Source organism: Kitasatospora sp. NPDC048286 (genome assembly GCF_043201735.1).
Lineage (GTDB): Bacteria > Actinomycetota > Actinomycetes > Streptomycetales > Streptomycetaceae > Kitasatospora.
In genome coordinates, this window is the sequence record NZ_JBICZE010000006.1 from 258,944 (window position 1) to 281,420 (window position 22,477).

The 22,477-nt window shown below is 73.8% G+C and carries 19 protein-coding genes; 13 read left to right on the forward strand and 6 right to left on the reverse strand.

Annotation, left to right across the window (positions count from 1 at the left end; genetic code table 11):
• Positions 1–56: 56 nt before the first annotated feature.
• Both ACGF13_RS16680 and ACGF13_RS16685 read left to right on the forward strand, forming a co-directional pair.
• Positions 57–656 (forward strand): monooxygenase family protein, encoded by a 600-nt coding sequence (locus tag ACGF13_RS16680; protein WP_392874905.1) that lies wholly within the window; start codon positions 57–59, stop codon positions 654–656.
• An 87-nt stretch (positions 657–743) separates the two neighbouring features.
• The gene (locus ACGF13_RS16685; RefSeq protein WP_392874908.1) at positions 744–1,457 is read left to right on the forward strand and encodes a C39 family peptidase; all 714 of its coding nucleotides are present in this window, start codon (positions 744–746) and stop codon (positions 1,455–1,457) included.
• Positions 1,458–1,473: 16 nt separating this feature from the next.
• Here the strand turns inward: ACGF13_RS16685 and ACGF13_RS16690 are convergent, their stop codons facing one another.
• Positions 1,474–2,325, reverse strand: a complete 852-nt coding sequence (locus ACGF13_RS16690) for a hypothetical protein (RefSeq protein WP_392874911.1) — start codon at positions 2,323–2,325, stop codon at positions 1,474–1,476.
• A gap of 264 nt (positions 2,326–2,589) precedes the next feature.
• Here ACGF13_RS16690 and rpe point away from each other — a divergent pair, with 264 nt between their 5' ends.
• The 11 genes from rpe (at position 2,590) to ACGF13_RS16745 (ending at position 14,860) form a co-directional block, all read left to right on the forward strand.
• Positions 2,590–3,273, forward strand: coding sequence for a ribulose-phosphate 3-epimerase (gene rpe / locus ACGF13_RS16695; RefSeq protein WP_392874914.1), 684 nt, complete (start codon positions 2,590–2,592; stop codon positions 3,271–3,273).
• Positions 3,274–3,423: 150 nt separating this feature from the next.
• On the forward strand, positions 3,424–4,383 hold the full coding sequence (locus ACGF13_RS16700) for a pirin family protein (protein WP_392875780.1): 960 nt from the start codon (positions 3,424–3,426) through the stop codon (positions 4,381–4,383).
• Between the two features lie 96 nt (positions 4,384–4,479).
• The gene (locus ACGF13_RS16705) at positions 4,480–4,986 is read left to right on the forward strand and encodes a tetratricopeptide repeat protein (RefSeq protein WP_392874917.1); all 507 of its coding nucleotides are present in this window, start codon (positions 4,480–4,482) and stop codon (positions 4,984–4,986) included.
• Entirely contained in the window at positions 4,958–5,377 is a 420-nt protein-coding gene (locus tag ACGF13_RS16710; RefSeq protein WP_392874920.1) for a hypothetical protein, read from the forward strand. The genes ACGF13_RS16705 and ACGF13_RS16710 overlap by 29 nt, the downstream gene beginning before the upstream one ends.
• A gap of 52 nt (positions 5,378–5,429) precedes the next feature.
• Positions 5,430–6,389, forward strand: coding sequence for a Gfo/Idh/MocA family protein (locus ACGF13_RS16715; RefSeq protein WP_392874923.1), 960 nt, complete (start codon positions 5,430–5,432; stop codon positions 6,387–6,389).
• A gap of 330 nt (positions 6,390–6,719) precedes the next feature.
• On the forward strand, positions 6,720–6,971 hold the full coding sequence (locus ACGF13_RS16720) for a phosphopantetheine-binding protein (RefSeq protein WP_392874926.1): 252 nt from the start codon (positions 6,720–6,722) through the stop codon (positions 6,969–6,971).
• Positions 6,965–10,252: an amino acid adenylation domain-containing protein gene (locus ACGF13_RS16725; RefSeq protein WP_392874928.1), complete on the forward strand. Its 3,288-nt coding sequence runs from the start codon at positions 6,965–6,967 to the stop codon at positions 10,250–10,252. Before ACGF13_RS16720 ends, ACGF13_RS16725 begins: the two co-directional genes overlap by 7 nt.
• Positions 10,249–11,004, forward strand: a complete 756-nt coding sequence (locus ACGF13_RS16730) for an alpha/beta fold hydrolase (protein WP_392874931.1) — start codon at positions 10,249–10,251, stop codon at positions 11,002–11,004. Before ACGF13_RS16725 ends, ACGF13_RS16730 begins: the two co-directional genes overlap by 4 nt.
• Positions 11,001–11,774 (forward strand): SDR family NAD(P)-dependent oxidoreductase, encoded by a 774-nt coding sequence (locus ACGF13_RS16735; RefSeq protein WP_392874934.1) that lies wholly within the window; start codon positions 11,001–11,003, stop codon positions 11,772–11,774. Before ACGF13_RS16730 ends, ACGF13_RS16735 begins: the two co-directional genes overlap by 4 nt.
• A gap of 100 nt (positions 11,775–11,874) precedes the next feature.
• Positions 11,875–13,449 carry an AMP-binding protein gene (locus ACGF13_RS16740; RefSeq protein WP_392874937.1) on the forward strand — a complete coding sequence of 525 codons (1,575 nt, stop codon included), beginning with the start codon at positions 11,875–11,877 and terminating at the stop codon, positions 13,447–13,449.
• Positions 13,450–13,510: 61 nt separating this feature from the next.
• Positions 13,511–14,860, forward strand: coding sequence for a condensation domain-containing protein (locus tag ACGF13_RS16745; protein ID WP_392874940.1), 1,350 nt, complete (start codon positions 13,511–13,513; stop codon positions 14,858–14,860).
• Positions 14,861–14,963: 103 nt separating this feature from the next.
• Here the strand turns inward: ACGF13_RS16745 and ACGF13_RS16750 are convergent, their stop codons facing one another.
• From ACGF13_RS16750 to ACGF13_RS16770, 5 genes are all read right to left on the reverse strand, one after another.
• Positions 14,964–17,024 (reverse strand): BTAD domain-containing putative transcriptional regulator, encoded by a 2,061-nt coding sequence (locus ACGF13_RS16750; RefSeq protein ID WP_392874943.1) that lies wholly within the window; start codon positions 17,022–17,024, stop codon positions 14,964–14,966.
• Between the two features lie 32 nt (positions 17,025–17,056).
• On the reverse strand, positions 17,057–18,403 hold the full coding sequence (locus ACGF13_RS16755; protein WP_392874945.1) for a lysine N(6)-hydroxylase/L-ornithine N(5)-oxygenase family protein: 1,347 nt from the start codon (positions 18,401–18,403) through the stop codon (positions 17,057–17,059).
• A gap of 73 nt (positions 18,404–18,476) precedes the next feature.
• Complete coding sequence (locus ACGF13_RS16760) at positions 18,477–20,468, reverse strand: FAD-dependent oxidoreductase (protein ID WP_392874948.1); 1,992 nt, start codon at positions 20,466–20,468, stop codon at positions 18,477–18,479.
• A gap of 37 nt (positions 20,469–20,505) precedes the next feature.
• Positions 20,506–22,098, reverse strand: a complete 1,593-nt coding sequence (locus ACGF13_RS16765) for a methionine--tRNA ligase (RefSeq protein ID WP_392874950.1) — start codon at positions 22,096–22,098, stop codon at positions 20,506–20,508.
• Positions 22,095–22,463, reverse strand: a complete 369-nt coding sequence (locus ACGF13_RS16770) for a cupin domain-containing protein (RefSeq protein WP_392874953.1) — start codon at positions 22,461–22,463, stop codon at positions 22,095–22,097. The genes ACGF13_RS16765 and ACGF13_RS16770 overlap by 4 nt, the downstream gene beginning before the upstream one ends.
• Positions 22,464–22,477: the final 14 nt, after the last annotated feature.

The following is a 22,477-nucleotide window of genomic DNA, read 5'->3' on the forward strand; positions in this document are numbered from 1 at the left end:
GCGCTGGTGTAGTCACCGCTTACATGGACAAGGGGATGGGGGAGGAACAGTTGGCCTTGTTCGCCAAACCACAGCGGGGCATCACCACGGCGGCCGCCACCGGCGACACCGTGGTGCTGCTGATCGGCATGCGGATCAACCGGTTCTGGGCCGTGCACCACTGGGGCCCGGTGATGTTCGCGATGCTCCGGATGCTGTACGAGTTGCGCCGCGCCCCCGAGCGCGGCCTGCGCGGCCGCGTCCTGCTGACCGCCTCGCCGCGCACCTACTACGTCGTCCAGTACTGGGAGTCGAAGGAGAAGCTGTACGGCTACGCGCACGCGCCGGACGGCTTCCACCACACCGTGTGGGGCATCGCCAACCGCAAGCTGCGGGACGGCAAGGTGCGCGGGCACGTCGGGATCTGGCACGAGACGTACATCGCGCCGCCGGGCGGGTACGAGTCGATCTACCTCGACATGCCGCTCTTCGGCCTGGCCGGCGCCACCGGCTCGCTGCCGGTGGAGGCGCGCGGGCGGCACGCGGCGCAGCGGCTGGCCTACCGGGAGCCGGTGTCGGCGCCGACACCGGAGCCGGAGTCGCAGCCGGAGCCGCAGTCGGAGTCGGAGCCGCAGTCGCAGCCGGTGCCTGTTCCGGGGCCTGAGTCCGGCGTCTGAGTCCAGGGCCCGAGTCCGGGGCCCGAGTCCGGCGGCCCCGGGAGTGTCGCGGGTCGCCCGGCCGCCGGGCCGTGAGAGCGTCGGGGGATGGTGGATCGGGGCGACGCGCGGCCGCAGGCGCCGGCGCGGTCGGTGCGGGTGGTGCACGAGGTGCCGTACCACGCGCAGTGGGAGTCGGCGGATCTGGTGCGGGAGATCGTCGACGGGCGGCTGGACGCGTCCGCCGACCCGCGCTGGGGGCAGTCCGGTGCGGCCACCGCGGAGGAGTACGCGTGGTGGTCCTGGCGGCTGTGCGGAGTGGCCTGTCTGCGGATGGCGCTGGCGCACTGGTGGGGCATGGCCCCGGCGGCGGTGGCGCTCGCGGGCGAGTGCCTGGCGGCCGGCGCGTACCTCCGGGACGGCGACAGCCTGCACGGGCTGATCCACGCGCCGTTCGCCGCGTACGTCCGGCAGCGCTGGGGACTGGTCGCGCAGGCAAGGGAGTTGACGCCAGGGGAGGTGTCGGCCGAGGTGGCCGGCGGCGCGCTGGTGATGGTCTCGGTGCACCCGTCGATCCGGGAGCCGTACGGGCCCGAGCCGGTGCGGCGCGGCGGGCACCTGGTGCTGGCGGTGGGCGCCACGGACACGGCGCTGCTGGTCCACAACCCCTCCGGGTTCCCGGGGGAGTCGCAGGCCTTCGCGCGCGTGCCGTGGCGGTCGTTCGGCCGGTTCTACGCCGGGCGGGGGATCGTGCTCGGCCCGCCCGGGCCCTCGCCCCAGGGTCGGCTCCGGGACCCGCTCCAGGCGTCGGTCGCGCCCTGATCGCGCGGGCCGGTCGTCACTGGTTGTCCGGCAGTCCCATCGGGTTGATCGGCAGCTCGCCGCGACAGAGCGCCGAGATCGGCTTCAACGCCGCCGCCAGCCGGTCGAGTTCGGCGCGCGGGTAGTCGTTCCAGACCCGGGCGGCGGCCAGGTCGGTGGCGGCCTCCAGGGCCTGGTGGCGGGTCCGGCCGAGTTCGGTGACCGTCCCCTCGGTGGTCAGCCAGCCGCGCTCGACCAGGCGCTCGGCGGCCGCCTCCCACTCGGTGTCGGTCCACCCGCGCAGCGGCTGGATCATCTCGCGCCGCATGTCCATCGCGCAGCGGACCACCAGGGCCTCGCAGCCGTCCAGTCCGGCCGTCACCAGCGCGGCCACGTGGCCGTCGCCGCGGTGCTCGCGCATCACGGTGGCGGCCTGCCAGAGCCGCTCGTACAGGCCGCTCGGGCGGGGGAGCGCGGCGTTGGCGGCGGCCAGCACCCGGCCGGCGCAGTCCAGCCGGGCGGCGGCCTGCTCCAGGGTCTCGGCGACCAGCTCGACCTGCTCCCGGTCCACGTGCTCCAGCAGCCGGCCCAGGATCGCCGCCGAGGCCTTCAGCCGGGCGGTGAGCGCCTCCTCCGGGCTCGCGTGGCCCCACACCTCCGGCAGGGCGCGTTCGACCATCGCCGGGGCGAAGTTGAAGAACGCGGCGGTCACCGGCGGGGCGTCCACCGCGCCGAGCGGGGCCGCGCGGGTGCCGAAGTAGCCGTGCAGGCGGCCGTGCAGACCGGCCTCCTCGAAGGCGGTGCGGCCCTCGGGCAGGAAGTAGGTGACGGCGTGCACCGGCTCGAAGAGCCACCACAGCGCGCGGGCGGGGTGGACGAGATCGGTCATCGGGGACCTTCCTCGGACGGAGCCCCCGGGTGGGCCGGGGCGCTCGGCTGGTCGGGACGGCCCGGCGGGAGCCGCGGCGGGTCGTGGCCCGTTCCAGGGCTGATGACCACGGCGACGGCCCCGGTAACCCCGCGAGGGGTGTGATGACGGTCACGTGAAGGTCGCCGTGTGCGGTCGGGGGCGGTGCGGCGCGGGATGATGGGGCGAGGTGCCCGCTCCGGGGGTGCCCAGCCCTCGCAAGCCCTCGTACGAAGGTAGTCGGTCATGGCCCAGATCAACCCCAGCATCCTGTCCGCGGACTTCGCCCGGCTCGCCGACGAGGCCGAGGCCGTCCGGGGTTCCGACTGGCTGCACGTGGACGTCATGGACAACCACTTCGTGCCCAACCTCACCCTCGGCGTCCCGGTGGTCGAGTCCCTCGCCCGCGCCACCGACATCCCGCTCGACCTCCACCTGATGATCGAGGACCCGGACCGCTGGGCCCCGCAGTACGTCGAGGCCGGCGCCGGCTCGGTCACCTTCCACGTCGAGGCCGCCGCCGCGCCCGTCCGGCTCGCCCGCGAGATCCGCGCCAAGGGCGCCCGCGCCTCGATGGCACTCAAGCCGGGCACCCCGATCGAGCCGTACGAGGACCTGCTGCCCGAGCTCGACATGGTGCTGATCATGACCGTCGAGCCCGGCTTCGGCGGCCAGGCCTTCCTGGACATCATGCTGCCGAAGATCCGCCGCACCCGGGAGCTGATCGCCAAGCACGACCTCGAACTGTGGCTCCAGGTGGACGGCGGCGTCGCGGCGAGCACGATCGAGCGCTGCGCGGAGGCCGGCGCGGACGTGTTCGTGGCCGGCTCGGCGGTGTACGGGGCCGAGGACCCGGCCGCGGCGGTGCGCAACCTGCGGGAGCGCGCCGACAAGGCGTCGGCAGAAGCCTGGTGGGCCTGCGGGCACTGAGCCTGCGGCCGTCCGGCGGTGCCGCGCCCTTCGCGGGCGGGAAGCCGCCGGATGGCCGGGCACGGGTGGAGGACCGTCGCACCGTGACGCATGATCGGTGACGACGCACTCCTCTCCGCCCGGCCCTCCTCGTACGGTGGTGGAACCGCGATGAGCAACCTCGACCTCCAGCCCACCCCGACCGCCTGCGGCCGCGAGGCCGGTACCGGACCGATGAAGGATCTGCCGACGGCCCGTCAGTGTCCGCTCGGTGGAAGCACGGCGGTCCGCCGCCTGCTGCCCAACCTCGGCCGCCGGATGGTCGGGGCCTGGTGCTTCGTCGACCATTACGGCCCCGACGACATCGCGGACGAGCCCGGCATGCAGGTCCCGCCGCACCCCCACATGGGCCTCCAGACGGTCAGCTGGCTCCATCAGGGCGAGGTGCTGCACCGTGACAGCCTCGGCAGCCTCCAGACCGTCCGGCCGTACGAACTGGGCCTGATGACCTCCGGCCGGGCGATCTCGCACTCCGAGGAGTCCCCCCGCCCGCACGCCCGCCACCTGCACGGCGCCCAGCTCTGGGTCGCCCTCCCGGAGACCGGCCGGCACGTCGCCCCCACCTTCGAGCACCACCCCGACCTGCCCGTGGTCACCGCCCCGGGCCTGCGCGCCACCGTCATCCTCGGTACCCTCGACACCGCCACCTCACCGGGCACCACCCACACCCCGCTGGTCGGCGCCGACCTCGCCCTCGCCGGGGGCACGGACCTCCGCCTCCCGCTCGTCCCCGACTTCGAGTACGCCGTCCTCGCCATGTCCGGCCGGGTCGACGCCGACGGCGTCCCGGTCGAGCCCGGCTCCATGCTCTACCTCGGCTGCGGCCGCCCCGACCTCCCCCTGCGGGCCGACGCCGACGCGGCCGTCCTCCTCCTCGGCGGCGAGCCCTTCGACGAGAAGATCGTCATGTGGTGGAACTTCATCGGCCGCACCACCGAGGACATCGCCCGGGCCCGCGCCGACTGGACGGCCGGCGACCGCTTCGGCGAGGTCCACGGCTACGCCGGCGACCGGCTGCCCGCCCCGGAGCTGCCTGACGTGCCACTGAAGGCCCGGGGGCGCGAGCGCTGAGGCCGCCAAAGATCAGCGGCGTCGCAACAGGTCTTCGGATAGGGGTGCAAGCAGAGGGGGCTCGGTCTCTCCTTCGTAGCCGAAACGCAGCGCGGTGTGCAGCTGCGTCGTACGGGCCAGGCCGCACAGACGGTCGACGTGCTCGGCGCCGCGGGGGAGGGCCTACCGTCGGGCAGTCCGACGGCACAGCTGGTGCGGATCCACCTCGCTCACGCGTTGCGCAACCACGGCGACTACACCGAGGCGGCCGAGATCTACCGTGCCCTGGCGGGGGGCGAGTTCGATGCGGCGGCCCGGTACTGGCTCTGCGACTTCGACTACCTCAACGGGCGGTTCGCAAGCGCCCTGGGTTCACTGCGGGAACAGCGCAGCCGAGGGCCGGAGGACGGGGGCGAGCGACTCCGGTTGATCGGACACATCTGGCGAGTCATCGCCCGCTTCGACGAAGTGAGTACCGCGTACGGCGAGGCAATCTCCCTGGCCCGACGCGAGGGCCTGGCTGCCGCGGAGGCGAAGGCGCTGGCCAACCTGGCGCAGACCGGGTGCTGGTCCGGCGACACGGCAGCGCTGTCGGATGCGGCGGCCCGCGCGGGACCTGCTTGACCTGGCGCCCAACCCCGTCGAACTGGTCAAGGTCCGCTCCGCCGAGTCGGTCGCTCACGCGTTGGCCGGTGATGACGGGGCCGCTGTGCAGGCGATCGAGGGCACCCGGCGGCTGGCGGACGGCATCGGGTACCGCGGGGGTCACAACCTGGCCGACGTGGCTCAGGTCCTGTTCCGAGTCCTCGACGGCGACGACGACGGCGCCCGCCGCACCCGGGCCGAGCTCGACGCGCGAACCCGTCGGTCAGGTGGCAACACCTACTGGGTCCCGATCGTGACCAGTTGGATCGACGGGATCCAGGCGGCGCTGGAGCACGAACCGCGGGTCGAGTGGGTCGACGGCCCGGCCGTATCGTTGGGCCGGTGGGCGCAGGTAGCCGCGCGCCGATGAGGCACCGGAGCCCTGAGGTGCGGCGCCGGATCGGACGAGGGGAAGAGTGTTCATGACCAACCCGGTACGCATCGAGCCGGTACGCGTCGGCTTGGTCGGGGTCGGCATCATCGCCGAGACCCACCTCGCCGTTCTTGCCGAACGGCCGGACGTGCAGCTGGACTTCACAGTCGATCCCCGACCCGCGGCGTCCGTGGAGTTCCGAGGCCGGAAGCCGCCCCACTACGGCGACCTCGCCCGTGCGCTCGACGAGCACCGGCCGGATCTGGTGGTCATCGCCACCCCGACGGAGACGCACGCCGAGCTGACGGAGCTCACCCTGCTCCGCTCCACAGGCCGGGTACTGGTGGAGAAGCCGCTCGTGCATGATCGCGGAGCCCTCGCGGCGTTGCGTGACCTGGACGGCAAGGCCGACGTGTGCGGCCGCGTGTTCACCGCTCACCACTTCGCCTTCTCACCGGAGGTCGACTGGGCGGCAGAGCTGATCGCCGCGCACCCCGAGTGGGGGCCGGTCACGACGATCACCTCCGCCTTCTACGACCCCTATGTCCTGCGAGAAGCGGAAGCCTTCGCCTCGTACGTCTCCAGCTGGACGGACTCCGGGGTGAACCAGCTCAGCATGCTCACCCGCTTCGTGGAACTCACCGGACTCACCTCCGCCCGGGAGATGGACGGCGGCGCGAGTGCCTGGTGCACCGTGGGATTCCGGTCCCGGGGCGAGATCGGCTCGGCCCGTTTGCGCAGCAGCTGGCTCACCGGCTCCAGCAGCAAGGAGAGCAACCTGGTGCTCGGCCGTTCCGGTGTCGAGGTCTGGATCGACCACACCGCCATGACCGGGTTCGCCGCCCGGGAAGGCGAGTTGCTGGCTTCCTTCGGTAACGATGGCCGGACCGCGCGAAAGGTCGCCCACTACCGCCCGCTCTACGCCAGCCTGCTCTCCGACCGGCCCGATCCGGTGCTCGGCTTCGATGCCGCAGCGACGATCACCGCGATCCATCACACGGTGTTGTGAGCTCGACAGCCGCCGATCGCGGTCGATCTCCGTCCCGTCCGATGTTGACGACGTGCTGACCGCGGATGGTCCGCCGAGTCCCTGACCTGGGACGAACCGTGTAACGCGTGGTACGTGGTGGAACTTCGTCGGGCGCTCCACCGCGGCCCCGGGTGCTCACAGGGCAGGCGCATCGACAGCACATCGAGCGAACAACTCGGCTCGGAATGATGGCCGTGCAGGCGGCGCAAGTGCCCGGCGGAGCCTCTTCGCGGGCCGCGCACACCGGTGCCTGTTGCGCGAGCGGACCCGCGCTCGGCGTACGAGCCATCGGCATGAGGTGGAGACAACGTGCTGACCACACCGCCAGACCTTGATTCGACGATCGCGCGATATGCCACGGCAGACTTCGACGACTCCACGCTGATCCAGGAGGCCGGCCTAGAGTCGCTGTCGCTCCTGCGCCTCGCCGTCGAGGTCGCCGACGAGGACGTGGAGATCGACGCCGCGGGCCTGGTCGAGGTACGGACCGTCGGGGACCTCAAGGTCTGGCTCACCAGCCTGCTCCCGGCCGGCGCGGACGAGCCCGGTGCCGCATGCTGAACGACGACTCGGCCGCCGGCACGGCGGGCCCCGCCCTGCTGCCGATCACGGACCCCCAGAAGGGGCTGCTCGTCGTCGACAGCAGGGTGTCGGCCCGTGAGATCTACAACCAGACCATGCTGTTCGACCTCAACCCGGGGGTCTCGGACGACGCCGTCGGCGACGCCCTCACCGTCATGGTCACGGTCCAGCCGGCGCTGCGTCAGGTCTTCGGCCACCTGCCGCGGATGCACGCCAGGTTCACCCCGCCGCCGGAGCCGGGACAGGTGCCGTGCGAGCGGGTGGAGGTGGCGCCGGGCGGGTACGCCGAAGCCGTCGAGGCCCTGGCGGAGCGGCTCGGAGGGCGTCCGTTCGACCTCGCGGCGGGGCCGGCCTACCGGTTCGGGCTCGTGCGCGCCACCGACGGCTCCGCGGCCGTCCTCGTGATGTGCGGCCACCACCTCATCGGGGACGGCGTCTCGGCGGAGCCGCTCGTCCGTGACCTGGAGTCCGCGCTGACCTCGAAGCCCACCGCCGAGGCCGTCGAAGTGCTGCGGGTGGCACGCGAGTCCGCCTTCGTCCGGGAGCTCGAGGCGCAGAACCGGGCCTCCGGCTCGCCGGAGACGGCCGAGCAGGCCAAGGTCTGGGCCGAGCGGCTGCGTGACGTCCCGCCGCTGGTGCTGAGTCCCCGGCCGGGGCGGCCGGAGGAGACGGACTTCACCGGTGGGCGCCTCTCCTGGCTGCTCGGCGAGGGGGAGACGGCCGCCTTCCAGGAGACCAGCAAGCGGCTCTCCGTCACGCCGTTCGTCCTGCTCAGCGCCGTGTACGGGGCCGTCCTCGCCCGGCACGGCGGTGTGTCCACCGTCCTGATCGGCAGCCCGCTGTCGGCCAGGCGCACCGTCCGCGCGTACGACCTCTGCGGCTTCTTCGTCAACACCCTGCCCGTCACGGTCGACGTGGACTGGTCGCGCACGGTGGACGAGCACGTCGCCGGGACCGTCCGGGAAGCCGTCGACTACTGCCGCGCCAGGGCCGCCGTCACGCTCAACCAGCTCGTGGCGAACGTCGGGCAGGACCGCACCAGCAACCGCAACCCGCTGTTCTCCTGCATGCTCGCGATGCAGGACACCTTCGAAGGCACCTCGGACGGCGCCGTCCTCGGGGTGCGGGAACCGGGCAACGGAACGGCGAAGTTCGACCTGTGGCTCGGCGCCACGAAGGTGGACGGCCGATGGCTGCTGGAGCTCGAGTACGACCTGCAGCTGATGTCGCGGCCCGTCGCGGAGGCGCTGCTCGCGTCGCTGCGCACGGCACTGCGACGCGCCCTCGAGGACGGCGCCCGCTCGCTGGCCGAGCTCTTCGTCGACAGTGAACTCCCGTACCCGGCCGTCGAGTCGGCGGGCGCTTCGGCGGGCGACGGCGGTCCGGCGCCGGCCCGCGGTCTCACCGAGTGGATCGAGCGGGCCGCCCGGCGTACGCCCGACGCGATCGCCGTCGAGGAGTCCGGGCGCGAGCTGACGTACGGCGAACTCCTGGCCGCCGCCGAGCGGGCCGCGGACGGACTGGCCCGGCAGGGCGTCACGCCGGGGCAGGTCGTCGGCCTGTCCCTGGGCGGGCTGTGCGACGCCACGACCGCGATCCTCGCCGTCCTGCGCTGCGGTGCCACCTATCTGCCGCTGGACCCGAGCCTGCCGGCCGAGCGCCTCGCCCACATGGTGGACCGGGCGGGCTGCCGCCTGATCGTCGGCCACGGCCTGGACCTCCCCGGGACGCGCACCACCGGCCTGGCCGAACTGTCCGCCCCCGGGGACGGGCCCCGCGCCTCGGGCGGCTCCGCGGACTCGGCGGTGTACCTGATGTTCACCTCGGGATCCAGCGGCACCCCCAAGGGGGTGGTGATGGGCCACCGGCCGCTGCTGAACCTGGCGGCGTGGCAGATCTCCGCCATGGAGCACGGCTCGACGACGCGCTTCCTCCAGTACGCGCCGCTCGGCTTCGACGTCTCCTTCCAGGAGATCGTTCCGACGCTCGCCTCGGGCGGCACCGTCGTCTCCCGCGAGCCCGCCGACCGGCGGGACTTCCCGGCGCTGGTCCGCCGCGTCGAGGAGACCAGGGTCAGCCACGTCTTCCTGCCGGTGGCGGCCCTGCGCCCGTTCGTCCAGGCCGCGCGGCGCGCCTCGGCCCGCTTCCCCGACCTGCGGCGCGTCTGCGTCTCCGGTGAGCAGTTGCTCGTCGACGACGAGATCCGCCGGTTCTTCGCCGACCACCCGGCGTGTGTGCTCGTCAACCTGTACGGCCCGACCGAGACGAACGCCGCCACGGTGCACGAGCTGCGGGGCGACGACCCGCACTGGCCCGCCCACGCGCCGATCGGCCGCCCCCTGCCGGGTGTGGCGACGTACGTGGTCGACGTGACGGGCCACCTCGCACCCGTCGGCGTGCCCGGCGAACTCCACCTCGGGGGCGTCAGCCCCGCGGACGGCTACCTCGACGCGGAGCGGACCGCGGCGAGCTTCCTGCCCGACCGGTTCTCCGCGGACGGCACCGCGCGCATGTACCGCACCGGTGACCAGGTGGTGCGCGACGCCGACGGGACGATGGTCTTCCTCGGCCGGCAGGACAGCCAGACGAAGATCCGCGGGTACCGGGTGGAACTCGGCGAGATCGAGGCGGTCGCCAACGCCGTGGCCGGCGTCCGGCAGTCCGTCGCCGTGGCGCGCGGGCTCGGAGCCGACCGCGAACTGGTGCTCTTCCTCCTCGCGGAGCCCGGCGCCGCCCCCGACCACGCGGAGGTCCAGGACCGGATCACCACGGCACTGCCGTCGTACATGGCGCCGTCCTGGATCCTCGACACGGACCGGATCCCGACCTCGCGCACCGGCAAGACCGACCGGGACGCCCTGGCCGCCCTGGCGGAGGGGCTGATCGCCGAGCGGAGGACGAGCGCGGCCACGACCACGGTCGCCTACGCCTCCGAGCTGGAGCGCGGGCTGGCCGCCATCTGGTCGTCGATCCTGGACACCGACGGCATCGCCCGCGATCGGTCCCTGATCGACTACGGCGCCCACTCCCTGAACATCTTCGCGGCCTTCGCGGAGATCGAGGAGGAGTACGGTACGGCCGTCCCGGTGCCCGAGTTCTTCCGCTCGCCGACCATCGCGACGCTCGCCGAACTCGTCCGCGCGGGCCTGGCCGAGGACGCGCGGGACGCTCTGGAGGCCGAGGCCGCGCGGGATGCCCTGGAGGCCGACGACGCGCAGGACGGCCGAGAGGACGGCGACGCGGACGGGGCCCGGGCATGACCGCCGCGGCGGCGCCCGGCCGGCTCGTCCGGATGTCCCGGGGCAAGGACCGCCCCGGCTGCCTGATCCTGCCGGGAGCCGGCGGCGGCCTCACCCCGTACCTGCAGCTGGCCTCGCTGCTCGGCGGGTCCCGTGCCGTGGACTTCGTGCGGCCCCTGGGGCTCATGCCGGACGAGGAGCCGGAGACCTCGGTCGCGCAGATGGCCGCGTCGGTCCTCGACATCGTCGGGACGGCGGCGGCGGCGACGACGATGGCGACGACGGCCGCGGCGCCGCGGCTGGTGGTCGGCTGGTCGCTCGGCGGCGTCGTGGCGTGGGAGCTCTGCGTCAGGCTCGCCGAGGCCGGACACCGGCCCGATCTCGTGGTCATCGACAGTTCTCCGCTGCCCCGGGTGCCCGGGCCGGGCGAGGACGAGGAGATCGCGGACAGGATGGTGGCCGACCTCGGCCCGAAGGCGGATCCGCGGACCGTCGGCCGGGTGCTGCGCACCCTCGCGGCGCAGGCCGCCGCCCTCGCCGACTACCGGGCCGAGTCGCCCTACTTGGGCCGGGTGCTGCTCCTCGTGTGCTCCCCGTACGACGAGGACGGCCGGGAGGACGCCGTACGGCGCTGGCGGGAACTCGCGCCGCACCTGGACGTCGTCCGCCTCGACGCCGGCCACTACGAGGTCCTGGAGCCCGCGCACCTCCCCCAGTTGGCCACGGCCATTCACACGTTCCAGAACCAGGACGAGAACCAGGACGAGCGATGACAGAGGAAACAGCGACGACCGCGACGGCCCTGCCTCCGGTGGCCGTCGTCAGCGGCGGCACCCGTGGCATCGGGCTCGCGTTCAGCCGCCGGCTGGTGAAGCTGGGCTTCCGGGTGAGCGCGCTGTACCGGTCCGACGAGGAGGGCGCGCGCGCGGCGGAGCGGGAGCTGGGCCCCCGGCTGAACACCGTGCGGGTGGACCTGTCCGACGGGACCGCGGTGGCCGCGGCCGCCGAGGCGGTCCTGGCGGAGTACGGGCCGCCGACGGTTCTGGTGAACAACGCCGGGATGAACATCGACCGCCCGTTCCTGGAGATGAGCCACGACGACTGGCGGCGGGTCATCGACACCAACCTCTCCGGCGTCTTCTACCTGACCCGCGCGCTCGCCCCGGCGATGGTCGCCTCGGGCGCCGCCGCGACGATCGTCAACGTCGGCGCCACCACGGGCATCCGGCCCCGCCTCAACGGCGCCAACTACTGCGCGAGCAAGGCGGGCCTGCTGCACCTGACCAAGTGCCTCGCGCTGGAACTGGCACCCCGCGTCCGGGTCAACTGCCTGATTCCCGGCAACACCGAGACCGACGAACTGGTCGAACGGTTCAACCTGAACGATCCGGACTCCCGGCGCCGGATGCTCGCCGAGATCCCGCAGCGGCGGATCGCCGACCCGGACGAGATCGCGGACGCCCTGGAGTTCCTCGTCGGCCCGAACAGCGCGTACATGACGGGACAGAAGCTCGTCGTGGACGGCGGACAGTTCATGTGGTGACGGGCCCGACGGCACGTTCGGAGGCGGGCGGCAGACCGCTCCGTCGCCCTCCCGGTCCACGCGACCTCCCGACCAGTGTCTCCTCCGAAAGGGAAGCACCATGACGACCCGTTCCCTCTACGACTGGTTCCGCGCCTCGGCCGAGGCGAATCCGGACGCCTCGGCCCTCGAGGTGCTCGACGTTATCCTCAGCTACGCCGAACTGCGGGCCGCCGCCGAGTGGATGTCGGCCCGGATGGTCGAGGCGGCGGGCGGCCGGCCCGGCCGGGTGGGTCTGCTCACCTCGCGCACCGCGGTCAGCTACGTCGCCTACCTGGCGGCGCAGCGGCTCGGCGCGACCGTCGTGCCGCTGAACCCCGCCGCACCGGCGTCGCGCAACCTGGACATCACCGAGGAGGGCGGGCTCGATCTCACGGTGTTCGACGACAACGCGGGTGACGGCGCGGCCGAGTACCGGCGCGACTGCGCGGTGGCGCTGCTCGACATGACGGGCGACAAGTGGCGCCCCCTGCTCGGCCCCGAGCCCTCGGACGACATCCCGGACCAGGGCCACCCGGCGGAGACCGACACCGCGTACATCATCTTCACCAGCGGGACCACCGGCCGGCCCAAGGGCGTGCCCATCCGGTACGCCAGCATCAACGCGTTCCTCACGGACACCATCGCGCGCTACGAACTCGGCCCCGGCAGCCGGGTCTCGCAGTCCTTCGAGATGTCCTTCGACGGATCGGTTTCCGAGATCTTCGCCACCTGGGGCTCAGGCTCGACCCTCTGCGTGGCGCAGCACGGTGACGTGTTCACCCCGGTGCGGTTCATCAACGCCAAGCGGATCACCCACTGGATGTCGGTGCCGTCCGTCATCTCCTTCGCCAAGCGCCTGCGCGCGCTCGCCCCCGGGAGCATGCCGACGCTGCGGCGGGCCATGTTCGGCGGGGAACGGCTCGCCTTCGACCAGGCCGAGGCCTGGTCCGCCGCGGCGCCGAACGCGGTCATCAGCAACTGCTACGGCCCGACCGAGACCACGATCGTCATCACCGGGTACGCGGTGCCGCGGGAGCGGGCCGACTGGCCGGAGACCACCGGCCGGTCCCTCCCGATCGGGATCCCGAACCCGCACATGGACTGGCTCCTGCTGGACGAGGACCTCCGGCCCACCGACGACGGGGAGCTGTGCGTACGGGGACCCCAGCGCTTCCCCGGCTACCTGGACCCGGACGACAACGTCGGGCGCTTCGTCCGCATGGAGCCGGGCCCGGACGGCGGCCCGCAGCGCGGCCGCCTCCACGACGGACGGGAGCCGCTCACGCCGGAGCACTACTACCGCACCGGCGACCGGTGCCGGCTCGAACACGGCGAACTGTTCCACCTCGGGCGGATCGACGGACAGGTCAAGATCCGCGGCAACCGGATCGAACTCGGCGAGATCGAGACGGCGCTGCGCTGCCACCTGTCGATCGACGAGGCCATCGTCCTCGTCGTGCCCGCCGCGGACGGCGAGAACGAGCTGCGCACCGTGTACACGGGCAAGGAGGTCCCGGCGGAGGAGTTCGCCGAGCTGGTCTCCGCGCTGCCCCGGTACATGCGTCCGCGCAGCTACCACCACCGCGACGCGCTGCCGCTGACCACCGTCGGGAAGGTGGACCGCAGGCGGCTCACCGACGAGTTGGCGCACTGACGTGCGTCCGGCGCCCGACCCGGCCGGCCGTACGGCTCGCCCAGTGACCGAGGAGACGAGCGTGACCGCCAGATCCCTGACCATCCCGGCGACGGCCCAGCAGGCCGCCCGGTGGCGCGCCCTGCGGACCGCCAGGGACAGGTCCGTGTACCACGTCACCTGGCGCCTGGGGTGCGCCGGCCGCGTCGACTTCGACGCGCTCGCCGCCGCCTGGCAGACGGTGACGAACCGCCACGAGAGCCTGCGGTCCCGGTTCGAGGAGCTCGACGGCGAGCTGAAGATGATCACCGAGCCGGCCGTGGACGCCGTCGCGCAGCTGATCGAGCCGGCCGTGCCGGAGGCCGGCCGGGCCGCCGAAGAGTTCGCGCGCGTCGCCGCGGAACTGCACCTGGGGGAGTTCCACCTGGAGACGGGCCCCATGGGTCGGCTGGCCCTGGTCAGGATCGGCGCCCAGCAGGAGATCATCCTGACGATCCATCACATCGCGGTGGACGGCTGGGGGATGACCGTCCTGTTCGAGGAGCTCTCCGCCGCGTACGTGAGCCTGGCCCGGGGCGAGAAGCCGTTCTTCGCCCACGACGCCGTCAGTTTCCACGACTACGCCGAGAAGCTGCGCGCCGAGGAGGCGAAGGGCCGATGGCGGCGGACCATCGACCACTGGCGCACGGCGCTCGACGGGGTCACCCTCGGCACGGTCGCCCACGACCGTGAACTCGGCCGGCCCACGGCGGTCGGGGATCCCGGCACGACCGTGCGCTACCGGTTCAGCGAGCGGGCCGACGCGGCGCGTTCGGCACTGGCCCAGGAACTCGGCGCCACCCCGTTCGCCGTGATGTTGGCCGCCTGGCAGATCGTCCTGGCACGGGGCGGGGAACGCGAGTCGACCATCGGGGTCCGCAGCATGAACCGGACCACCCGCAGCGAGCTGGCACTGGTCGGACTCGTCAGCAACGCCTGCCTGGTCCGTGCCACGGTCGACGACGGGGCGTCGATCCGTGAGGTGATCGGGGCGGCGCGGGACGCGACCTGGGACGTGCTGGGCCGCCAGGGCGTGCCGTTCCCGGTCGTGCACGCGAACCTCCCGCAGGAGACCCGGTCCCGTCTGACCAACGTCAAGCTGACCCTCAACTACCTCGGGCCGATCGGTCGCAACCTCAGCCTCGGCGATGTCCGCCTGACCATGCTGGAGACGCCGAACCGCGCCGCCCGCGCCGACATGGTCGTCGGCTACTGGGACGGCGAGGACGGGATCCTCTCCGAGACCGAGTACAACACCGAGGCGTACGAGGAGGAGACCGTGCTGCGGATGCTGCGCGACATGGACGAGGTCCTGGTCGCGGCCGGGGAGGACCTGGACCGGCCGGTGGGCGGCGTACGGGTACGGACCCGGTCCGCGCTCGCCGCGTGGTAGTCCCTTCCGCCCTCGATCCGTCCCGAACGGCAGCGTCCCGGACGGAGGAGGCCCGGACGGCTGTCACCCCGTCCGGGCCCCTTCCCCGCCGGCCGCGGCCGGCCTAGGACGCCGCGCGTGCCGAGCGGGATCCGCCCGCGCTCAACACGTACCGCGTTCCGCCGAGCGGCTCGGCCTGGGCCCCGGTCCGGTCGCGCGGGACCAGGGCCTTGAGCGCCTTCTGCTCCGGGCGGTACCAGGCTCCGTGAGCCGCCCTCGTCTGGTCCCGTGCGGCGCCGGTGTCGTGGTCGGCGACGCGCTGGACGGCCTCGGCGTCCTCGTGGTCCGAGGTTCCGATCTCCCGCGCCAGCGCCCGGACGCTCTGCGGAGCCCGGTAGCGGTCGATCGCCAGCGACTCCAGGAGCCCGACGTCGACGAGCCGTTCGGCGACCCGGTGAGCCTCGCCCTGCGCCGTACCGAGGAGCACGGCCAGCGACGCGACGGTGACGACGGCCCGGTCGAGGAAGCCCAGTCGGCGCAGCGCCGTCAGCGCCGACGCGTCCGTCCCGCCGGACCGGTGGCTCCCGTCGGTCCCGTCGCGCCCGTCGGCCCCGTCGGCCCCGTCGGTCAGAAGGCGGACGCTCGCCATCAGCGACTCCCGCAGGCTGACGTTGCCGTCGGCCAGGAAGTCCAGCCGCTGGTGCGGCTCGGCCACGTACCGGGCGAAGTCCGCGACCGTCCAGTCGGGCCGGGTCGCGAGCCGGTCCGCGGCGAGCCGCAGCGCGAAGGGCAGGTGGTCGCAGGACGTGACCAGTGAGGCAGCGGCGGAGAGTTCCGCGTCGATGCGCGGCACGCCGACGCTCTGCCTGAGCAGGTCGATCGAGGCGGACTCGGTCAGCCCGCCCAGGCGCAGGTGCGTCAGGCCGTCCACCCCCGCGATGGGCGACCGGCTGGTGATGAGGAACGTGATGCCGGGCGCCGCCGGGAGCAGCTCCCGGATCTGCGCGGAGTCCCGGACGTTGTCGAGCACGACCAGGGCCCCGCGCCCGGCCGGACCGGCCCCGGTGCGCAGCGCCGCCGCCTCCTCGCTGCCCCGCTCCATCCCGAACGAGGCCAGCAGCAGCTCCATCGCCTGCTCGGGCCGCAGAGCGGAGCCGCCCGCCGTGCCCCGCAGGTCCAGGTGGACCTGCCCGCCGGGGAAGTCGCCCGCCGCGGCGTGCGCGGCCCCGACGGCCAGTGCGCTCTTGCCCGACCCGGCCGGCCCGTGGATCGCGACCGCCGGGCGTCCTTCGGCCAGGAGCCCCACCAGCTCGTCGAGTTCGGACGTCCGGCCGACGAACGGCACGCGCCGGCGCGGGAGCAGGCGCGGCGCCGCCTCCGCCGCCGGCCCGCCGGGAGCGGACGCCGTCACCGTCACCTCCTGGCGGGCGGCCCGGTCGTTGAGGCTCGGATCCTCCTCCAGGATGCGCTGCTGCAGCTCGCGCAGCGGCCGGCTCGGGTCGATGCCCAGCTCGTCCGCGAGCAGGTGGTGCAGGTCCCGGTACACCCCCAGCGCCTCGGCCTGCTGCCCGGTCCGGTACAGCGCCGTCATCAGGTACTCGTGGAGCCGTTCCCGCAACGGGTGCTGGGCGACCAGGAGTTTGAGCTCGGGCAGCACGTCCTCGTGTTCCCCGAGGGCGATCTGGACGCCGAGCTTCGCCTCCATCACCGCCAGCCGGGACTCCTCCAGGCGCGCGGACTCGGCCATGATCGAGGAGGTGAGGGCGACGTCGGCGAGGGGCGCGCCCCGCCAGAGGTCGAGCGCGGCACTGAAGGACCTCAGGGCCTCGACCGGGTTCCCCGCGGCGCGCTGGGTGCGGCCGGCGGCGACCAGCGACTCGTACTCGTGTAGGTCGAGTCCGCCGGCCGGCACGGCCAGTTGGTACCCGGCGGGGCGGGTGAGCAGGGACTTCCCCTCCGGGTCGCCGATGGCGGCGCGCAGCCGCCACACACAGCCGGCGAGCAGGCTGCCCACGTGGCTCGACGGCCCGTCGCTCCACAGTTCCGCGTGCAACTGCGGTGCGGGTACCAGGTGGTTGGCGTTCAGGAGCAGGACGGCCAGGAGCGCGCGCTGCTTGGCGGCCTTGACGGCGACCCAGTTCTCCCCGTCGTGGTGCTCGACCGGCCCCAGGATGCGGAACCTCACAGGTTGTTGACGCATCGTTCGGCTCATGTCTCTCAGGCCGGGACGGTGACCGAGGCGTGGCGGCGGGCGACCAGCGAGGCCCGGATCTCGCCGGCCCGGACGGCGACCATGGACAGCAGGTTCGCGGTGATGCCGTGGGTGTGTTCCGTGCCGCCCTGCAGGTAGACGCCCGTCTCGACGGTCTCGTCGGTGTGCATCCGGTAGTCGCGGTGGACCAGCGGCCGGCCGCTCTCGTCGCGCCGGCAGCTCGCGGCCAGGTCGCCGAGCAGCACGGTGGGGTCGGGCTCGGAGTAGCCGGTGGCGTACACGACGGCGTCGGCGGTCAGCTGCTCCACGGATCCGTCCGCCAGGTTCCGCACGTGGACGGTCACCGCCTCGGCCCCGTCCTCGACGTGGGTGACCCGGGCGGTGCCCATGATGCGCAGCCGGTTCTCGCCCCGGACCTTCTCCTGGTAGGCGCGCCGGTACAGCTCGTCGATGAGGTCGATGTCGACCACGCCGTAGTTGGTGTTGCGGTGGTAGTCCATGAGCCGGCGGCGCACCGAGGCGTCCGCGCCGTGGTAGAGGTCCACCGCCTCCGGGTCGAAGATGCGGTTGGCGTACGGGCTGTCGTCCGCCGGGCTGTAGCCGTAGCGGGAGAGCACGGCGCAGACCTCGGCCCCCTCGTAGGTGCGGTGGAGGTGGTCGGCGACCTCGGCGGCGCTCTGCCCGGCGCCGACCACGACGAAGCGGCGCGGCGCCGTGGTGCGGAACTCCGCGAGGCGGTGCAGGAACTCGCTGGAGTGCCAGACCCGTGCGGAGCGCGCGACGCCCTCGGGCATGCAGGGGACGAGACCCGTGCCGATCGAGAGGTTGCGGGCCCGGTAGGTGACCCGCTCGGTGCCGTCGACGCCCTGCGCGGTCACCTCGACCTCGCGCACCGGGCCGTGTTCCGTACCGCCGCCGACCGGGGCGACGGCGGTGACCTCCAGGCCGTAGCGCACCATGTGGTCCACGCCGGCGGCGCTCCAGCACAGGTAGTCGTGGAACTCCTCGCGGCTCGGGAAGAGCAGCTTGTGGTTGATGAAGTCCACCAGCCGGCCCTGGTCGTGCAGGTACGACACGAAGCTGAAGCGGCTGCTCGGGTTGCGCATCGTGGCGAGGTCCTTGAGGAAGGACACCTGCATGGTGGCGCCCTCGATGAGCATGCCGCGGTGCCAGCCGAAGGACGGCTGCTTCTCCAGGAAGGCGGCGGTCAGCCGCTGGTCCGGGGCCACGGTCTCGTTGTGTTCCTCGATGGCGATCGCCAGGGCGAGGTTGGCCGGGCCGAAGCCCACGCCCACGATGTCGTGGACGGAGTCCGGCCGGTCGAGTTCGGACAGGGAGCTCAGGAAGGTCATCGTCGAACGTCTCTCGCTTGCGAAGCCCCGGCGAGAGGGCTTCTGGTGTGGGGGAGGGGAAGGGCGCAGGGGGTCAGCCGAGTGCCGCGAGGGCGTGGGCGGCGGCCGACTCCGCCACCGCGGGAGCGGTCTTGAAGCCGGCGCCGGAGCCGCCGGTGGCGAACACGACGCGGGGCGTGGACGGGTCCGGGCCGATCAGCGGGCGGCCGTCGGCCGTGAACAGGTCGACGCCGTGGCGCCCGCCGAGGAACTCGGCGCGCGCGAGCCCGGGCCAGCGCCGTACGGCACCTTCGCGGATGTGCTCGGCCTGGGCGGCGGTGACGGTGTCCGCGCCGCCGGGCGGGACGTCCCACTCGTCCGCCGGGCGGCCCACCAGCCAGCCGCCCGCGCCGAGTCCGGTGTGCTGGGGGCGCGCCCACAGCCCCGTGACGAGGTCCACCACCGTCGGTGTGACCGGGTTCCCGGGGAGCCGGAAGAAGGCGTAGCGGATGCGCTTGGTGCGCGGCTGCCCGGCGGGCGCGTCCGCCGTCGCCGTGAGGCCGTGTCCGCGGATCCACGGGGTTCCGGCGCCGGCCGCGAGGACCACGGCGCGGGCGCCGACCTCGCCCTGCTCCAGGGTGACGTGCACGTGGTCCGGCCGCTGGTCCAGGTGCCGGACCCGGCCGGGCAGGACGAAGGCCCCGTGCGCGGCGGCGTCCCGGCGGTGCCGCAGACAGGTGGCGGCCGGGTCGGCGTAGCCGCCGCCCGGTTCCCACACCGCGCCGGCCACGTCCCGGGTACGGAGCCCGGAGAAGCGGTCGTCGAGTTCGCGCGGGGTCAGGAGGGCGGCCTCGATCCCGGCGCCGGTGAGCTCGGCCACGCCCTTCGCGGCCTCGTCCAGGTCCGCCTCGCCGAGCAGGACCAGGGAACCGGTCCGCCGGAAACCGCTCGGGCCGTGCGGGGCGGCGCCTTCGCGCCAGGCCGGCCGGTGGCTGCGCACGGCGAGTTCGCGCATGGCCGGGTCCGGTTCGTAGGCCCGGACGAGCCCGCCCGAGTACCGGGTCGCCGCCGGGTCCTCGGCGGACGGGGCCGTCATGGCGACGCGCAGGCCCTGGCGGGCCAGCAGGTCGGCGGTGGCGGCGCCGAGGACGCCGGCCCCGATCACCAGCACGTCGTAGGCCTTGCCGTCGTGCCCGGCACCGCTCCCGGCACCGTGGTGGGCCGCCGTGGGCCGGGTGGGCGGGTCCAGCGGGACCACCTCCCAGCCGGGGCCGGTCGTGCCGGTCGCGCTCGGTTCCGGGTCCCCCTGGGGGGTGAAGCGGCGGTCCGCGTGGGCGCGCACGGCGTCCAGGAGCGCCGTCCCGGTGAGTTCCGGGTGCGCGGTGAGGACGGCGGCGGCGGTGGCGAGGGCCGACTCCACGTAGGCGGCGGCGCCGCCGCGCAGCCGGGCCACGTTCGCCGCGTGGCCCGCGTCCCCGAGGAGCCCGGGGAACTCGTCGACCGCGCAGTCGTCGGTGAAGTACAGCGCCCCCGTGAAGCCCGCCGCCCGCCGGGCACGGGCCTCGCGAGCGGCGCCCACGTGGGTGCCGCAGACGACGAGCGCGTCGGCGTCGCCCGCGTCCACGAGCCGCACACCGTCGGCGGGCAGGCCGCGCAGGAGCTGGGCGAGGACCGCGCCGTAGGTGCTGCCGTCGTCCGCCACCGCGAGGCGGGTGTGCCCCGCCCGGCGGATCGCGGAGCGCAGTTCGACGAGCTGGGCCAGGTCGTCCGGGCACCACCGCAGCGCGGCGCCGGCCGGCCCGTCGAGCAGGCGCGGCGCGGTCGCGAGCGGGAGCAGGAGCGGCACGCCCGCGCAGCGGTAGACCGGGAGCGCGAGCCGGGCACCGGCGCTGTTGAAGTGGCCGACGACCAGGGCGTGGCCGCCGTCGGCGACGATCGTCTCGGCGACCTTGCGGGCGACGATGGCGTCGCCCCGGTCGTCGTGGAACTCCCACCGCACGCCGTCGTGCGCCGCCGCGGCGCCTTCGAGCAGCTCGCCCCAGGCGGCGCGCGGACCGGAGAACGGGCCGACGACCGCGACGCGCACGGTGCCCGCTCCCCGGTCGTCGGTCGCGGTGCCCGGCTCAGCCACCGAACACCGCCGGGTCGGGCACGGCGAGCGGGGTGCCGGCCGGCGGGGCGGCCATCGCCGCCGCGTCCACCCGGCGGCCCGCCGGGACACCGAGGAGCTCCGCCAGGCGGGCCGAGGCCGCGGGCAGGACCGGGGCGGCCCAGGCCGCGAGGCCGACGGCGACCGCGAGCTGGGCGACGACGGCCGAGCGGTGCGCGGCCGCGCCCTCGGGGCGGTCCCGCTCGTGGCTGTGGACGTGCCCGAAGTCCGTCGCCAGCGCGACGGCCTCGTCGAGCAGGGCGACCGCGCGGCGGGTGTCGTAACCCGCCACCCCGTAGGCCTCCCGCAGGTCGTCGGCCAGGCGGGCCAGCCGGCCCCGCAGCCGGTCCCAGGCCGCTCCCTGCGGGCGCTCCTGCGGCACGACGCCGCCGAAGTCCTCGGCCACCGTGGTCAGCAGGCCGTGCAGCCAGCCGTCCCAGGCGTCGGCGAGGTGCTGCCGGCTGCGTTCGAGCGCCGCCGGGGTGAAGTTGGTCTGACGGCCGTTGGGGCGGTCCGAGAGGACGTGGTAGCGCAGGACGTCCGCGCTGGTGCGGGCGAGTTCGTCCCGGGCCCAGACGGCGTGGCCGCGGCTGGTGGAGAACTTCAGCCCTTCCAGGCGGTAGAACTCGTTGACGACGAAGGCGCGGGGCAGGGGCGCGTCCGCGGAGCGGGCCAGGAACGCGGCCGGGTTCAGCACGGCGTGGAAGTAGCCGTTGTCGAAGCCGAAGAACTGCACGGGGCCGGGGGCCGGGCGGCCGGTGGCGCACTGCTCCCACTCGATGAGGTACCCCGGGGCCATCTCGAACCAGACGTACACCCGCTGGTCCCGGAAGCCCTCGACGGGAACCGGCACGCCCCAGTCGGAGGGGTGGCTCACGGCGATCTCGGGCAGCCCCTCGTGCAGCATCCGCTCGCACAGCGCGCGCAGGTGCGGCGGCATGTCGACGCGCTGCCAGAAGTCCTGGAGCCGTTCGGCGAAGGGGGCGAGCGGGAAGTAGAGCCGCTCGCAGTCGCGCAGTTCGGCGGGGGAGTCGCAGCCGGTGCAGACGGGGTCGCGCAGATCGCCGCAGTCGTTGGGGCGGCCGCACGGCTCGCAGGCGTTGCCGTTGGAGGCGGAGCCGCAGTGCGGGCAGTCCCCCTTGACGTAGGCCTCGTACAGCCAGCGCTCGCAGCCGGTGCAGTACGGCAGCGGGCGGGTGCGCGCGACGATGTGGCCGGCGTCGTGGAGCTCCTTGAAGAAGTCCTGGACGTGGGCCTGGTAGCCGGCGGTGCGGCGCGGGCGGACGATCGTGTCGAAGTCCGCGTGGGCCCGGGACCAGACCTCCTCGATGGAGTCGCCGTAGTGGTCGGCGACCTCCTCGCCCTTGAGGCCGCCGTCCTTCAGCCCGCGCACCGGCACATAGCTCTGGTGGTCGTCGAGGCCGGTGGTGTAGCGGACGTCCACGCCGTCGGCGGCCAGGAAGCGGCGCAGCACGTCCCCCGCGAGGTAGGGGCCCGCCATGTGCCCCAGGTGCAGGGGGCCGTTGGGGGTGGGCGGTGTGGCGGTGATCCACTCGGCGGTGCTCATGCGGAGGCCTCCTCGGCCTTGGCCGGCTCGTGCAGCGGCCAGTAGAAGGAGACCCACTGGAGCTCCGCGTCGCCCGTGCTGTGCACCACGTGCTCCTGGTTGCGGGGCAGCACCACCACGTCGCCGGCGCCGCAGGACGTCTCCTCGCCGGCGAGGGTGACCCGGCCGGTTCCGGACACCACGATCATGACCTCGTCCTGGTCGTGGCAGTCCGGTGCGGAGCTGCTGCCGGCCGGCAGGAAGCAGGCCATGGCGCCGACCGGCGGCTCCTCCCCGGCGGCACCGGGCCAGGGGATGATCCGCTGGCAGCGCATGCCGAACTCCTCGGCGGCGGAGTTCCGGTCGATGCGGATTTTCGTGATCAACGGTCGGGTCCTCT